This is a genomic window from Peptoanaerobacter stomatis, from assembly GCF_000238115.1.
Lineage (GTDB): Bacteria > Bacillota > Clostridia > Peptostreptococcales > Filifactoraceae > Peptoanaerobacter > Peptoanaerobacter stomatis.
This window is the reverse complement of the sequence record NZ_JH414547.1, coordinates 68,859-84,183: the sequence shown is the minus strand read 5'-3', so window position 1 is coordinate 84,183 and position 15,325 is coordinate 68,859. Positions and strand designations below refer to the sequence as shown.

Here is a 15,325-nt window from a genome sequence, read left to right as displayed (position 1 = left end):
AAAATAAGAAAAAGCATATCTATAAACATAAAGTATGGAAATATAACTATATTATTGCAATATAATATATAGTTGCGAATAACTATAAAAACTACATTTTACACACGTCTAATGATTTAATAGAAGGGAGATTATGGTGTATTAATTTACACCATATATAATATATGAAAAAAATAGAATTACTCGCACCTGCAGGTGATTTGGAAAAATTAAAGACAGCTATAATATATGGTGCTGATGCGGTTTATATAGGCGGTGAAAAATTTGGACTTAGAGCCGCATCAAAAAATTTCACAGACGAAGAAATGATAGAAGGTATAGAGTTTGCACATTCAAGAGGTAAGAAAGTATATGTGACTTGCAATATAATACCTCATAATATGGATTTAAACGGAGTTAAAGAATATTTCATTTCGCTTGAAAAATTAGGTGTAGATGCTATAATAGTTGCCGATCCGGCATTCATGAGCATCGCAAAAGAAGCTGTACCTGATATGGAACTTCATTTAAGCACACAGGCAAATACCACAAACTACATTACAGCAGATTTTTGGCACAAACAAGGTATAAGCAGAATAGTATCTGCAAGAGAACTATCCATGAAAGAAATCAAAGATATAAAAACTCATTGCCCTGATCTTGAAATCGAAATGTTTGTACACGGTGCAATGTGCATTTCTTATTCAGGAAGATGTCTCATGAGCAACTTCATGACAAATAGAGACGCAAACAAAGGAGCTTGTGCTCAACCATGCAGATGGAACTATTCATTAGTTGAAGAAAAAAGACCGGGAGAATATTTCCCTATAGAGCAAGATGAAAGAGGAACATATTTTTTTAACTCAAAAGACCTATGCCTTATAGAACACACAAAAGAAATAATAGAATCCGGTGTAGATTCAATGAAAATAGAAGGCAGAATAAAAACTGCATACTATGTGGCAGTAGTTGTAAGAGCTTATCGTATGGCGATAGACTCATATTATGAAAATCCTGACGGTTGGCAATTCAAACAGGAATGGCTTGATGAAGTACAAAAAGCAAGCTACAGAGATTTTACAACAGCATTCTTTGACGGTTCAAAAGATACATCAAATTCACAAAATTACGGTTCAGGCTCATATATAAGAACTTATGATATAATAGGAAATGTGCTCAGCTATAATGAAAACACCAAACTTTGCAGAGTCAGACAAAAAAACAGATTTTTCAAAAATGACGAAATAGAAATAATAGGTCCAAATTTTCCTACTACAACAGCAACCATAAAATCAATAACGTCCTTAGACGGAAAGGATATGGATTGTTCAAATATACCTATGCAAGAAGTATATGTTGATTTAGGAATAGACGTAAAACAAGATTATATTTTAAGAAAAAAAGTTGATAAATAATAAAAAATAAGCAAACAAATTAATTGTTATTTGTATTTTAAGATAAATGTTGTATTATAATGTAAATTTAATAAATTAAATTTGCTATATATAAAAAAGGAGGATTACAATGTCAGAAAATATGGATTTTACAATGATGTTCAAGAGTAAAAAAGACAATCAAAAAATGACAAGAGAAGAAGTCATCGACTACGTAAAAAATGCACTTGAAGAAAAAGGATATAACAGTGTCAACCAAATTGTAGGATATATGCTTTCAGGAGACCCTACTTATATAACAAATCATAAAAATGCACGTTCAATAATCACAGAATACGAACGTGATGATTTATTAGAGATGATAATAAAAGATTATTTGGATAGAAACTGATATTTATTTTGAAAGCAAAAAATAAACTCATCTTCACCATATTTGAATTAATCTTATTTTTAATTTTCATACTGATATCTTTTAAAAAATGGACACCTTCTCTTTTTATGAAACTATTTTTTATTTATTAAAAAATTTCGATTACCCATTGTTTTATTAGATAACAACATCAGATAATTTTTTTATTAAACTAAAATTTTTTATGAAATATAGGAATTAATTATGCAAAAAATATTAGCTTTAGATGTAGGCAAGAAGAAAATAGGTATAGCAATAACTGATTTATTGCAAATAACTGCACAGCCACATTCCACTATAAGAAGCAAAAATTTGGAAGAACAAATCGACAAAATAATAGCAATAATAGACGAAAACTCAATAAAAACAGTTGTTGTAGGTCTGCCTAAAAATATGAATGACAGCGAAGGTGATCAGGCAAGCTGGACAAAAAACTTTGTAGAAAAAATATCGGCAAAAAAACAAGATATAGAAATAGTATATATTGACGAAAGACTCACAAGCAAAATGGCATTAAGCAGTCTAAAACATATGAATATGAAAAAAATAAAAGAGAAAGGTCTTATTGATACCGTTGCAGCCGTCAATATACTCGAAACATATCTGAAACGAAAAGAAAACGGAATAATATAATATGCAGCTTATATTAATCTTAATAGGAGCAATTATTGGAGTATCACTAAGATATCTATTTATAAATATTCTTAATATCGGCATATACTCTATTATGCTTATAAATATATCAGGCTCATTTGCATTAGGATTCATCAATACTTTAAATGCAAATCAACTCATAACCTCCTCTTTACTTCATAAAGCCGTAACTGTTGGAATAATAGGTGCATTTACAACATTTTCCACATTTATAGGAGATATAGTAAACCTGCTTATAAAAAAACAATATATGGCTGCTTTTATATATTTTTTCGCAAGTATATCAATTTCAATTATATTTATGCTTATAGGCATATATGTAGCAAACAAAATAAGTTCTATAAAATAGGTGAAAAATGGAAATAAACGAATTATTAAAACAAAACTCAAAATTTATAAAAGATTTTGTTTCTAATATAGAATTTGAACAATATCCATACTATATAAATCAATTTTCTTTAAGCGAAAAAAAGTCTATACAAAATATAGGTATATCAATGTCTAAAAAATTAGATAAATTAGAAAAAGAAAAATTAAGAATACAAGATATGTATGAATATGAGAAAAATATCAAGATAAGTGATAATATAAATAACGTATTATGTTTGGACGAAGTTGGCAGAGGTCCTCTTGCAGGACCTGTTGTAGTCTGTGGAGTAATGCTTGAAAACAATCCGAATATACTTTATGTAAATGACTCGAAAAAATTAAGCGAAGAAAAAAGAAAAGACATATATTCACAAATCATAAAAAAAATATACAATATAAAACAGAAATACTGGATAACAACATAATAGACGAATTAAATATATTTAATGCAACTTACAAAGCAATGTCAAATGTAGCCTATAATTTCGGCAAACACATCGAACATATACTTATCGACGGCAATCAAATAATAAAAGATATAAATATCGATCAGACAGCCATTATAAAAGGTGATTCCAAGATACTCGGGATAGCTTTAGCAAGTATAATAGCAAAAGTTACAAGAGATGAAATGATGATAGAATATGACAAAATATATCCACAATACCACTTTTCAAAAAATAAAGGATATGGCACAAAAGAACATATAGATGCACTAAAAAAATACGGTCCCTGCCCTATCCATAGACAAAGTTTTTTAAAAAACATTATTTAAAAAATATTACAATAAGCATTTTTAATTTATAGCCAATACATATTAAATAATAAAGCAATAAAAATAATATGACATTTTTTATATTTACTATTTCAACTATATTGGTATTAAATCTGCTAAAATTAGGAGTAATTATGCGCTTTGAAGACAAATTGGATTTATCAAATATTCCTACACATATAGGCATAATAATGGACGGCAACGGACGTTGGGCAAAGAAAAGATTTATGCCAAGAACCTTCGGACATAAAGCAGGTGTAGAAGCAATAAGAGAGATTGTAAAAAAATGTAACACATTAAACGTGAAATATCTCACAGTATATGCATTTTCAACAGAAAACTGGACAAGACCTAAAGATGAAGTCAACGTTTTAATGGGTTTGATAGTTACATATTTACAAAATGAATTAAAAGAATTACACGAAAACAATGTTAGAATAAAAACCATAGGCGATATAACAAAATTACCAGAAAAACCTTATGAAGAATTGCAAAAATCTATGGAAACCACTAAAAACAATACCGGCGTAACACTTACACTTGCACTCAACTACGGATTCAGAGATGATCTTGCCAACGCAATAAAAAATCTTATAAAAGATAACATATCTGTTGAAGATATCAATAAAGACACAATTAAATCTTATCTTTACACTTCGTTTATGCCTGATCCTGATCTTATAATCAGAACGAGCGGAGAACAGAGATTATCGAATTTTATGATGTACGAAGCAAGTTACAGCGAATTTTATTTTTGCGATACACTTTGGCCTGATTTTGACAGCGAAGAATTGTGCAAAGCAATATATTCATATCAAAACAGAGAAAGAAGATTTGGAAATATAGGAAAGGATAGTATATAAAATTGAAAACGAGGATTATTTCTGCAATAGTTTTATTGCCTTTATTAATATTCATACTTATAAAAGGCGGATATTATCTTGCTATATTTACATTTTTTTGTGCTTTAATAGGAATAAATGAATTTTGCAACGCTCTTAAAGAGTATTCTTCAAAACAGACGAAATTTCTTTTATTTACTATGACTTTTTTTCAAATGCTTGCAGTTTATAAAAATGAAGCAAAATTCACAATAGCATTTATTTTTATACTCTTATTCTTACAAGGTGCTATGGTTGTACTTGAAAAAATAAGACCTTTTGAAGCCGCCTTAAGTATATTCACATTTTGCTATGTAAGTGTATCCATGTCTTATATATATCTGTTATCAGAAGAATATCCCAAATTTTTTTGGTATGTTTTTATAATATCTATGTTTACAGATACCTTTGCATACTTCAGCGGATATTTTTTTGGAAAACATAAGCTGTCACCAAATCTAAGCCCTAAAAAAACTATAGAAGGTGCCATAGGTGGCATTGTATTTTGTTTATTAGCTTGCTATTTATATGCACGTTTTTATCATCAAGATATGGGCTATATTATAATACCTTTTGCAATTATAGGTTCTATAGTATCCCAAATAGGAGATATATTCGCAAGCGCCTTCAAAAGACAAATGCAAATAAAAGATTACGGAAATTTAATTCCCGGCCACGGTGGTATTTTAGATAGAGCTGACTCAATAATATTTACAGCATCTTATGTGTATATAATTGCTATGTTATTTAATAATTTCAATTTTTAAAATAAGACTTGAATTTGCTATAAGCTGTATATATAATAATTTTTTACTATATTGCCATAAAAGTTTCTACAAAAAATTATTATAATAAATACTAATTAAAAGCACATTATAATTATATTTTTTAAAATTTATTTTTTTTTAAACACACAAATTATATAGTGTTTAGAAATTTTATAATTTACAATAGCGTTTAGTATTAATTCAAATATATGTTTTTATAGAAATACAAATTTTAAGGATTATGTTATGATTAAACTTTTTTTGATTTTTTTTAAAATCGGAGCTGTCACTTTTGGTGGTGGTTATGCTATGATACCGATAATTGAAAAAGAACTTGTAGAGAAAAATAAACTTATTACTGATGACGAATTTATAGATTTTGTATCTGTTGCCCAAAGTTTTCCAGGCCCTATTGCAGTAAATATATCCTTGCTTATAGGTCACAGGCTTAACGGTTTTTGGGGAAGTGTGTTTTCCCTGATAGGAGTAATAATGCCGTCTTTTTTAAGCATATTAGCTGTAGGCTTCTTCTATGTAACATTTAAAAACTCTAAAATTGTTCGCGGATTTTTTAACGGTGTAAGTGCTGTTGTACCTGCACTGTTGGCAATCTCTTTCATATCCATATTAAAAAAAATAGACAAAAATTATATATATTATAGCTTGATACTAATATCTTTCTTATTGGTATTCATATTGAATTTAAATCCGCTTTGGACAATAGCCTTAGGAGGTGGAGTAGGAATATGCACACACTTATTTCAACGTACTTAATATTCTTTAAAATAGGCGCTGTAAGCTTTGGTGGAGGGTATGCGATGTTACCTTTTATTGAAGAAGAAATAATTAAACGTGCTCACTATCTTACATATAATGAATTTTTGGATATACTCGCCATATCCCAAATAACCCCTGGTCCTATAGCTATAAATGCTGCAACATTCATAGGATTAAAACATATAGGTATATTAGGTGCAGCTTTAGCAACACTTGGAATAGTTTCAGGTCCATTTATATTTATGAATTTGGCGAGTCTTTTCTTAGATAAATATAAAAACTCCAAATTTTTAGAAAATATACTACATCATATAAGACCTGTAACTGTAGCACTTATATTTTCAGCTTTTCTATCAACCTTTCAAAAAAGCATATTAGATATCAAATCTTTGATGATTTTTATAATATCCTTTATAGTTCTATACTCAAAAAAATTTCATCCAATACTTGTGATATTCATGTTTGGATTTTTAGGTATTATATTAACATATTTAAAAATATTGTAGTAAAAATTGAAAAATTACTTTTATTTAATACTAATATCTGTTTAATCGATGGATACATTTATATAAAGCACTTACTTTAAGTATACTTACTTTTATACTAAAATCTTATAGAATAATGGAAAATTATAATAATTAATTTTTAAAATAAACTGTTTATATTAATGTTATATAATTGTATAAGTCATCCATATTTTTATTAGAAAATAGTATAAAAATTACCAAAAAATACATAAAAAAAACAAAGATATGCAAATAATAAAACCTATTGATATCAAGCTGTTTAGGCTTAATTTCAATAGGTTATTTTTCTTTTTGGTGGAGATGATGGGAATTGAACCCATGTCCAAAATCCATCCATATCCAGCTTCTACGAGCGTAGATATCAATATTTATTTTCGCTTTGAAACTGTCTTGATATCACAACTATTTCATCGCTACAACTGAATTGTACAATTCTTATTCCAGTTAACTACAAGAAAGGTTGCCTGCTTACGACGCCTTATCCAAGTCGCAGGAATTCTCAGTAAGACGAGCTGCAACTATTAGGCAGCTATTGCAAAATTATCTTCTGCGTTTATATTTAATATCTCTAAGTTTAACGTGTGATTAAGAGATAAATTCCACGGCTCGCTACCAAATACTTCAAAACCCTGTCGAAACCAGTACATCCCCAAGTTTTAAATATTTTTAAACTTACTATAATATATGTTTTATACCCCTATCCAATAAAAATATTATATGATACAATATTTATCAGCTTGCTCTCAATACACTATGATAAATAACAAAATCATTTCATAAATTAATATAATTTTTTAAAGTAATGCTAAAATTTATTCAAATTGTAGATTTTATTTAAGTTATATATACTTATATTTTTATTTTTCACTCCATGTGTAATATGCAAAATTTGAATTAAATATATACATATTTATACTATATTGTGGTACAAAAAAACAATATATAACATTCATAAAAACTATAAAAATATTTTATATCTTTGATTATATTAACATAAAAAGAAATATTTTTCAATGCTACATTTGATTAAAAAATATTTCTTTGATATTACAAAACCTATACTTTTTTTATAATTTTTGCCCATTTTACAGCCTGCTCTTCGTCTGAAAAATGTTCTCTTACGCCATTTATAAGTTGATATTCTTCGTGTCCTTTTCCTGCCAATACAATTATATCACCTGCTTGAGAGATTTCTATCGCTTTTTTTATTGCATCTTCTCTGTTAATATAAGTATAAGTATTTTTCAATTTATCTTCTGATATATGGCTTACTATTTCATCTATTATACTTTTCATATCTTCTTTATCCGGGTTATCTGAAGTCACAATTATTATATCGCTGTATTTAGATGATACCTCAGCAAGTTCTATTCTTCTGTGCTTTGCTCTTTCGCCTATAGAGCCGAACATAGTTATTATTCTTTTCGGATTCAAAACTTTTATAGTCTTTAATATGTTTTCCAAACTTACTTCATTATGAGCATAATCTATTATTATCGGTGTATTTTTTATTATATTAAGTATCTGCAATCTGCCTTTGACGTGTGCTTTAGATAATCCGTTTTTTATTTGCAATTCAGATAATCCTATTTTTTTACATACCGCTATAACACAAAGTGCATTATATACTCCGAATTTACCGAAAGAATTTACTATGTATTCTTGATTATCTACATTGAAATATGTCTTTATATTTGATATTGATGATGGAAATATTATTTTTTCAGCTTTTAAGTCACTCTCTTTATCTATTGAATACGTCATATACTCGTTTGCATTTTCTTTCATAATGTCTGATTTTTCATCGTCTTGGTTTATTATTGAATACTTGCTCATAGAAAATAACTGTGATTTGCATTTTACATAATGTTCAAATGTCGGATGCTCTTTTTCTCCGATATGATCAGGTGTAAGATTAGTAAATATAGCATAATCAAAATCTATATAATTAACCCTCTTCATCATTATACCACTTGATGAAACTTCCATAGCAAGCACTTTTATATCTTCATCCACCATTTGTCTCAAATATTTTTGTATTTCATAGCTTTCAGGAGTGGTATTTACTGTTTTTATACTTTTATCTGCAAAAAATATTCCGTTAGTCCCAATAACTCCACAATTTATACCTGAATTGTCCAAAGTTTGTTTTATATAATTAGATACTGTCGTCTTACCTTTTGTACCTGTTATTCCTATTACAGTAATATTTTTTGATGGTGAACAGAAAAACACGTCTGATATATTTGCAAGTGCATCTCTTGTATCTTCTACTGTTATCAGAGTTATATCATAGCTTTTAATATCTGTTTCTTTTGATACTATAAAAACTCTTACTCCTTTATCATATGCATCTTGTATATAGTTATGTCCGTCCACACTCATTCCTACAAGAGCCACAAAAACTGTATTCTCTCTTGCAAATTTTGAATTATATACTATATCTTGTATATCTACATCTGTTTTTCCTGTTATATTTTGTATCTTTAACGTTTTTATAAGTTTTTGTAAATTCATATCTTTACCCTTAGATTTTTGTTCTTAATTTTTTCAATTCTTTTATAAATATATCCGGTTCTTTTACTGTAAATTCAAGATATTGTTGCGTTGTCGGGTGTATAAAACCTAACAATCCTGCGTGTAATAACTGCCCATTTATATTCTCTTTGTAATTTGAATAAGTAGTATCGCCAACTATCGGATGATTTATATATTTTAAATGTACTCTTATTTGATGTGTACGACCTGTTTTAAGTATAGCGGCAACATATGTGTATTTATCAAATATTTCTATAGGTTTTATAGTTGTATGTGCATATTTACCCTCTTTAACTACTGCCATTTGAAGCCTGTTTTTAGGATTTCTTCCAATCATAGTTTCTATTGTCATAGTTTCATCTATAATGCCATGGCATATGAGGGTATATTTTCTTGTGATAGTATGATTTTTAAGTTGCTCAGCCAAATGTATATGTGCTTTGTCATTTTTTGCAACCAATAATAAACCTGATGTGTCTTTATCTATTCTATGAACTATACCTGCTCTTTCGATTCCATTTACAGATGATAAATTATCTCCTAAATAACGCAGCAGCGCATTTACAAGTGTGTTTTCATAGTTTCCGTTTGCAGGATGCACAACCATACCTCTCGGCTTATTTATTATAAGCACATCATCATCTTCATATACTATGTCAAGTGCTATATTTTGAGATATTATTTCCTTTTTTTCATCAGAAAATTTTTTTACTGTAATAACATCATTTATATTTAATTTGGTACTTGGTTTTTGAGCTTTATCGTTTAATAAAATAAGCTCTTCTTCAATAAGTTTTTTTATTCTGCTTCTGGAGAGTTCATTAAATTTTTCACTCAAATATATATCAAGTCTTTTTCCTTGAGAATTTTCATCTACTTCTATTATTTTTTGCATTGAATTTCCTTGTAATTATAGGTTATTTTTATTTACCATGATAGATAAAAGATTGTATAATAATTTGAATATTACTATTTTTTTATATTATTTTTGATAGATTATTATTTTCAAATAGATTTTAGTATAACAGCTAAATGCAAAAATACCATAAATACTTCAAAATACTCAACTAAAAATTAAATCAAATTCTTCTTTCTGTCTGTAAATACTCTTATACTCATCAATATTATACCTAAAACCACACATATGTCAGCTACATTAAATACATATGACCATATTGCATGAAAATCAAACATATCTACAACATATCCGTATCTCAATCTGTCAACTATATTACCTAATGCTCCGGATATTATCATAGTGATTGATAATCTTGTAATTTTATCTTCATCTTTTATAAACATATATATAAGTCCTAAAATCATAACAATCCCTATGATTAAAAATAGAAATTTTTGATTTTGCAATATACCAAATGCCGCCCCTTTGTTTTGTACATATGTTATTGAAAAAAAGTCGTTTACAACTTTTATACTGTCTCCTACTGTCATATTATCTTTTATATTGATTTTCACTATTTGATCTATTATCAATAAAAATATCCCTAATATTATATAGAATATGCTTTTTTTATCAATTTTATTCATATTCTACAAAACCTACTTTTCTATATACTTTTCTAAGTGTCTTATTTGCTACATATCTGGCTTGTTCAGCACCTTTTTTGTATATTTGCTCTAAATGGTCTTTGTTTTTGAGCAAATCTTTATACCTTTCTCTTATCGGTCTTATGCCTTCAATCACAACTTCTGTAAGATCATTTTTAAATTGACCGTAATTTTTTCCTTCATACATAGATACTATATCTTGTACATTTTTCCCGGAATACGCTGAATAAATATTTATTAAGTTCTTTATTGCAAGCTGTTCGTCATTATAATCTATCTTACCGACTGAATCTGTTACAGCACGTTTTATCTTGGATTTTATAACATCATCTTCTTCTACCATAGAAATATAAGCGTTAGGATTTTCATCAGATTTTGACATTTTTTTAGTCGGTTCTTGAAGGCTCATTATTCTTGCACCTTCTTTTGAAGTATACATCTTAGGTTCTACAAAAGTATCCGAATATTTTGAATTAAATCTGTTTGCCAAATCTCTTGCAATTTCCAAATGTTGACGTTGATCTTCACCAACCGGCACTAAATTGGCATTGTAGAGCAATATATCCGCCGCCATAAGCACAGGATATGTAAATAATGCCGCATTTAGATTTTCAGCTTTTTTTTGAGATTTATCTTTGTATTGTGTCATCCTCGACAATTCACCCATATATGTGATTGAATTTAACACCCACATAAGTTGAACGTGTTGTGGTACATGAGACTGCATAAACAAACACGATTTGTTCTCATCAATTCCGCTTGCAATATACTTCGCAAGCACTTCAAGACTCATTCTTCTCAAATCTTTAGGCACTTGTGGAACTGTAATTGCATGCTCATCAACTATACAATAATAACATTTATATTCATCTTGCAATTTTACCCAATTTTTAAGTGCTCCCAAATAGTTACCTATTGTGAGTTCTCCTGATGGTTGCACTCCTGAAAATATAATATTTTTTTCTTCCAATTTTGTATCTCCTTTTATTAGATTTGTTAGATTACCTATAGTCAATAACTGTAAATATCTAAAATTTCAGATTAAAAAAAACAGCTTTTCTAATATTAGTTTTTACAATTACTTTCATCAATTTTTAAAATTGAGTTATCGAACAAATCTATTGTTTTAATTTTATATATAAATGTCTTAAGCATAAATTGTTTAAACAAAATTATATTTCATTTATATACCTTTACAAATATAGAGTCATTATATATGCATCCAAAAATTCATCTCCTACTTTAAAATATTTTTTAAACAAACCTATTTTTTCAAATCCGAATTTTTCATATAGTCTTATTGCTCTTATATTATCTGTAGCAACTTCGAGAGAAATTACTTTTGACCTTGCAACATTTTGGGCAAAATCAAGCATAGTTTCTATAAGCCTTGTCGCAATTTTATTTCCCCAATAATCTTTTAAAATGCTTATTCCTATATCAGCTCTGTGAGAAAATCTTCTTGGCATAGATCTGTATGCAGCCAAGCCGACTATTTTTCCATTATGTCTTGCTACAAACATCATACTTTTTTTATCTTGTAAAAAACTCAGTATAATTCTTTTTTCTTCGCTTACAGAAATACCTAAACCTTCTGAACCAAATGATAAATTATCGGTTTCAGAACCTACCTGTTTGCAATATTCAATGATTTCTTTTGCGTCTTTTATCTTTACAAAATTTATGTCGATATTCATATACAAAACTCCTTATACAAGGAAATTTATAATTTTTACATTAAGTTTTGATGCTATTATATAATTAAACAATAGATATTTGTTAAATAATATTTTAAAATACTTTTTAATTTGTTAATTGTAGTAAATTTTATCTTTACATATTAGCAATCATCTCTTGTATAAATGTCCTTGAATTTTCAGCAGATTCTATCACAAATTGCTCAAAATTATCAGGTGCTTTGCCGTCAGCTTTATCACTCATAGACCTTATTACTAAAAACGGCTTGTTGTTGAGATAACAAACGTGTGCTATCGAAGCTCCTTCCATTTCAGTACACATAGCTTTATGCAGCTTTTGAAGTTCATCTTTTATTTCTTTTGAGCTTACAAATATATCTCCTGATACTATTACACCCTCAAAAAATCTTATTTTATTAGCAAGAGATGTTTGAGACTTTCTTGAAAGTTCCAACAAATACTCATCTGCCTTAAATTCGCTGTCATCCAACCTCGGTATAACACCTTTTTTATATCCGAACGCTGTACAGTCAAAGTCATGCTCCACTAAATGAGTTGATACAACTATATCACATATATTGACATCATCAGATACACTACCTGCCACACCTATATTTATTATATAATCCGGATTATACTTATCTATTAGAAGTTGAGTACAAACAGCCGCATTAACTTTACCTACACCACATCTCACTACTATCAATTCAACATTATTATAAACTCCTTCATAAAATGTGAGATGATTCAAATTTTGCTCTTTTCTATTTTCAAGTATTTTTATAAGAGAATCTATCTCTTCTTGCATCGCTCCAATTATACCTATTTTCTTCATAAACTTCTCCTATGAATTTTAATATAATAAATCAATATTTCTATATTTGTGAATAATTTTTTCAAATGTTTAAAATGCTCACTTTTTTATTTGCTATTATATTGATACTGAAACTTTTTTAAAGACATTCACATAATAAAATAAAGTAATGAAATAATAAATGTATAAACAAATATTAAATTGTATGGTTTTCTTGAATTAATTTTATACAAAACCTATTTAAAATATTTATTTTATCTAAATGATATGATTTATACTTTTAGCATCACTGTATCCTTTTATGAAATATACGCATAAGTCTATTAAATTTTAGTATTAATATAATAAATTCATAAATAAAAATACACAATATATTATATCAACTAAAAATTATAAAATCAATCTATATAACAAAAAATAGCCTTAAACCAATGCTGTAAAACATAGTTTAAAGCTATTTTATATAGAATTAATTACAGTGCTTCTAATATTTCATCCACGTTCTTTTTACCGAATATGACTTTGTCATCATTTATTATCATGCAAGGCACACTCATTATATTATATTTTTCTCTAAGATATTGAGAATAAGCTATGTCGTGTACTTCAAATTTTGATTTTTCCAATTTGCCTGCTATTTGAGATGTAGCTATTACTAAATCAGGACATTTTGTACAACTCAATGAAACTACTATTTTTATATTTTTTTCTTCTTTTATAGATGATATTTTTTCTCTTTGATATTCTTCTATAGCTTGACCTTTTCCTGAATAATTATATATGCTAAGAACAAAAGATGTAAATTCGTGTCCTCCAGGTACTCCCACAAACTTATATCCTGTATCTTTACCGTCTTGTGTCTCTAATGAAATAAACGCTGTTTCATCTGATGGAATCTCTTTTGTTTTTATTGTTAAATTATCTGATATTCCTGACATTTCTGACAAAAATCCGCTTATTTCTTTGCTCAAATCAGAGTTATTTACATTGGTTACAAGAATTAATTTTCTCTCAAATTTAGAAAATACTCCTGAAAGTTGAGTTTTCATTTCATCTGTTATAAAGCTGTCATTTCCCGCATTTGCCTCTACTTTTTTTACTTCGTTGTTTTCATCAACTTTTACTCTACTTATATCAAATAAATTTTCTATTTTTAATTCAATATGTTTTTGAGCAGCAATTTTTTCAGCACTTGTTGCTGCTATTGCTCCATCTGCTGTAGCAGTTACAACCTGTCTTAAATTTTTTACACACAAATCTCCAGCAGCAAAAACTCCATTTACATTTGTAGCTCTATTTTCATCTGTTATTACATATCCTTGAGAGTCAAGTTCTACCTTACCTTTTATAAGAGAAGTATTTGGAACATATCCTGCAAATACAAATGTTCCAAATGTATCATTTTCAGGAGCTTCATAAGTGAATTTTTCACCTGTTTTATTATTTATAAATACCGCTTTTTTAGGAAAATTATCGCCTGTTATCTCTTCTACTTGTGTATTGAAATGAATATTTATCTTAGGAACATGACTTTTTACTTTTTCAGCTATTGACGATGCGCAAGTAAAATCATCTTCTCTTACAATCATAGTAACTTGTTTACCATATCTTGTAAGGAACATACCTTCTTCGCATGCAGCAAAACCTCCGCCTACTACAAATATTTCTTTATCTGTAAAAAATTCTCCATCGCAAGTTGCACAATAGGCAACACCACGTCCTTTAAATTTAGCTTCACCTTCAAAACCGAGTTGTCTTGGATTTGCACCTGTAGCTATTATTACTGTAAGCGCCTCATATGTGTTGTTTTTTGTGATTATCTTTTTTATATCCCCTGACAAATCTATATCTACAACTTCATCTGTTTTTATTTCCGCTCCAAATGATTTTGCTTGTTTTGCCATTTCTTGTGTAAGTTTTTTTCCGTCTGTAATTTTTATTCCAGGATAGTTTACAACTTCACTTGTTATAGTTATCTGTCCACCTACATCAGCTTTTTCAAGTACCAATGTCTTATATCTTGCTCTTGCCATATATATCGCTGCTGTAAGCCCCGCAGGTCCGGAGCCTATTACTATCAAATCGTATAGATTATTGTTAGCCATAATTCCTCCTCTTATGTTTATAAAATATTTTTTAAATATTCAAGAAAATTTTTTTATATCTAAAAAAATGATT

The 15,325-nt window shown here is 28.2% G+C and carries 15 protein-coding genes, 1 other RNA gene and 1 pseudogene; 9 read left to right on the top strand and 8 right to left on the bottom strand.

From position 1 onward, the window contains the following. The first annotated feature begins 164 nt into the window (after positions 1-164). The 9 genes and pseudogenes from HMPREF9629_RS01820 to HMPREF9629_RS01775 all read left to right on the top strand — a co-directional run bounded on the left by HMPREF9629_RS01820 (position 165) and on the right by HMPREF9629_RS01775 (position 6,511). On the top strand, positions 165-1,394 hold the full coding sequence (locus HMPREF9629_RS01820; protein ID WP_009524608.1) for a peptidase U32 family protein: 1,230 nt from the start codon (positions 165-167) through the stop codon (positions 1,392-1,394). Between the two features lie 109 nt (positions 1,395-1,503). Next, positions 1,504-1,764 carry an IreB family regulatory phosphoprotein gene (locus tag HMPREF9629_RS01815; protein ID WP_009524607.1) on the top strand — a complete coding sequence of 87 codons (261 nt, stop codon included), beginning with the start codon at positions 1,504-1,506 and terminating at the stop codon, positions 1,762-1,764. A gap of 222 nt (positions 1,765-1,986) precedes the next feature. After that, positions 1,987-2,415, top strand: a complete 429-nt coding sequence (gene ruvX / locus HMPREF9629_RS01810; RefSeq protein ID WP_009524606.1) for a Holliday junction resolvase RuvX — start codon at positions 1,987-1,989, stop codon at positions 2,413-2,415. Between the two features lies 1 nt (position 2,416). After that, positions 2,417-2,785: a fluoride efflux transporter FluC gene (locus HMPREF9629_RS01805; protein ID WP_009524605.1), complete on the top strand. Its 369-nt coding sequence runs from the start codon at positions 2,417-2,419 to the stop codon at positions 2,783-2,785. 7 nt (positions 2,786-2,792) lie between these two features. Next, positions 2,793-3,580, top strand: a pseudogene (locus HMPREF9629_RS12720) (ribonuclease HII). A gap of 134 nt (positions 3,581-3,714) precedes the next feature. Then, on the top strand, positions 3,715-4,443 hold the full coding sequence (locus HMPREF9629_RS01790) for an isoprenyl transferase (RefSeq protein ID WP_009524602.1): 729 nt from the start codon (positions 3,715-3,717) through the stop codon (positions 4,441-4,443). Positions 4,444-4,445: 2 nt separating this feature from the next. Beyond that, entirely contained in the window at positions 4,446-5,228 is a 783-nt protein-coding gene (locus tag HMPREF9629_RS01785; RefSeq protein ID WP_009524601.1) for a phosphatidate cytidylyltransferase, read from the top strand. 246 nt (positions 5,229-5,474) lie between these two features. Further along, complete coding sequence (locus tag HMPREF9629_RS01780; protein WP_009524600.1) at positions 5,475-6,002, top strand: chromate transporter; 528 nt, start codon at positions 5,475-5,477, stop codon at positions 6,000-6,002. Beyond that, positions 5,975-6,511: a chromate transporter gene (locus HMPREF9629_RS01775; protein WP_009524599.1), complete on the top strand. Its 537-nt coding sequence runs from the start codon at positions 5,975-5,977 to the stop codon at positions 6,509-6,511. Before HMPREF9629_RS01780 ends, HMPREF9629_RS01775 begins: the two co-directional genes overlap by 28 nt. A gap of 313 nt (positions 6,512-6,824) precedes the next feature. Here the strand turns inward: HMPREF9629_RS01775 and ssrA are convergent. The 8 genes from ssrA to HMPREF9629_RS01740 all read right to left on the bottom strand — a co-directional run bounded on the left by ssrA (position 6,825) and on the right by HMPREF9629_RS01740 (position 15,252). After that, positions 6,825-7,183: a transfer-messenger RNA gene (ssrA, locus tag HMPREF9629_RS11380) on the bottom strand. A 405-nt stretch (positions 7,184-7,588) separates the two neighbouring features. After that, complete coding sequence (locus HMPREF9629_RS01770) at positions 7,589-9,049, bottom strand: UDP-N-acetylmuramoyl-L-alanyl-D-glutamate--2,6-diaminopimelate ligase (RefSeq protein WP_009524598.1); 1,461 nt, start codon at positions 9,047-9,049, stop codon at positions 7,589-7,591. Positions 9,050-9,059: 10 nt separating this feature from the next. Continuing rightward, positions 9,060-9,965, bottom strand: a complete 906-nt coding sequence (locus HMPREF9629_RS01765) for an RluA family pseudouridine synthase (RefSeq protein WP_009524597.1) — start codon at positions 9,963-9,965, stop codon at positions 9,060-9,062. Positions 9,966-10,144: 179 nt separating this feature from the next. Beyond that, the gene (gene lspA / locus HMPREF9629_RS01760; protein WP_009524596.1) at positions 10,145-10,615 is read right to left on the bottom strand and encodes a signal peptidase II; all 471 of its coding nucleotides are present in this window, start codon (positions 10,613-10,615) and stop codon (positions 10,145-10,147) included. After that, positions 10,608-11,606, bottom strand: coding sequence for a tryptophan--tRNA ligase (trpS, locus tag HMPREF9629_RS01755; protein ID WP_009524595.1), 999 nt, complete (start codon positions 11,604-11,606; stop codon positions 10,608-10,610). Before trpS ends, lspA begins: the two co-directional genes overlap by 8 nt. A gap of 223 nt (positions 11,607-11,829) precedes the next feature. Then, on the bottom strand, positions 11,830-12,333 hold the full coding sequence (locus tag HMPREF9629_RS01750; protein WP_009524594.1) for a GNAT family N-acetyltransferase: 504 nt from the start codon (positions 12,331-12,333) through the stop codon (positions 11,830-11,832). Between the two features lie 136 nt (positions 12,334-12,469). Further along, the gene (locus HMPREF9629_RS01745; RefSeq protein ID WP_009524593.1) at positions 12,470-13,168 is read right to left on the bottom strand and encodes a 5'-methylthioadenosine/adenosylhomocysteine nucleosidase; all 699 of its coding nucleotides are present in this window, start codon (positions 13,166-13,168) and stop codon (positions 12,470-12,472) included. Between the two features lie 452 nt (positions 13,169-13,620). Next, positions 13,621-15,252: an FAD-dependent oxidoreductase gene (locus HMPREF9629_RS01740; RefSeq protein ID WP_009524592.1), complete on the bottom strand. Its 1,632-nt coding sequence runs from the start codon at positions 15,250-15,252 to the stop codon at positions 13,621-13,623. Between the last annotated feature and the right edge of the window lie 73 nt (positions 15,253-15,325).

Bases quoted from the DNA above. Each gene is read 5' to 3' on its own strand.
- HMPREF9629_RS01790 (WP_009524602.1), top strand. From the start codon at position 3,715: ATGCGCTTTGAAGACAAATTGGATTTATCAAATATTCCTACACATATA.
- lspA (WP_009524596.1), bottom strand. From the start codon at position 10,615: ATGAATAAAATTGATAAAAAAAGCATATTCTATATAATATTAGGGATA.
- HMPREF9629_RS01815 (WP_009524607.1), top strand. From the start codon at position 1,504: ATGTCAGAAAATATGGATTTTACAATGATGTTCAAGAGTAAAAAAGAC.
- HMPREF9629_RS01770 (WP_009524598.1), bottom strand. From the start codon at position 9,049: ATGAATTTACAAAAACTTATAAAAACGTTAAAGATACAAAATATAACA.
- HMPREF9629_RS01740 (WP_009524592.1), bottom strand. From the start codon at position 15,252: ATGGCTAACAATAATCTATACGATTTGATAGTAATAGGCTCCGGACCT.
- HMPREF9629_RS01805 (WP_009524605.1), top strand. From the start codon at position 2,417: ATGCAGCTTATATTAATCTTAATAGGAGCAATTATTGGAGTATCACTA.
- ruvX (WP_009524606.1), top strand. From the start codon at position 1,987: ATGCAAAAAATATTAGCTTTAGATGTAGGCAAGAAGAAAATAGGTATA.
- HMPREF9629_RS01780 (WP_009524600.1), top strand. From the start codon at position 5,475: ATGATTAAACTTTTTTTGATTTTTTTTAAAATCGGAGCTGTCACTTTT.
- HMPREF9629_RS01745 (WP_009524593.1), bottom strand. From the start codon at position 13,168: ATGAAGAAAATAGGTATAATTGGAGCGATGCAAGAAGAGATAGATTCT.
- HMPREF9629_RS01820 (WP_009524608.1), top strand. From the start codon at position 165: ATGAAAAAAATAGAATTACTCGCACCTGCAGGTGATTTGGAAAAATTA.
- HMPREF9629_RS01750 (WP_009524594.1), bottom strand. From the start codon at position 12,333: ATGAATATCGACATAAATTTTGTAAAGATAAAAGACGCAAAAGAAATC.
- HMPREF9629_RS01765 (WP_009524597.1), bottom strand. From the start codon at position 9,965: ATGCAAAAAATAATAGAAGTAGATGAAAATTCTCAAGGAAAAAGACTT.
- HMPREF9629_RS01775 (WP_009524599.1), top strand. From the start codon at position 5,975: ATGCACACACTTATTTCAACGTACTTAATATTCTTTAAAATAGGCGCT.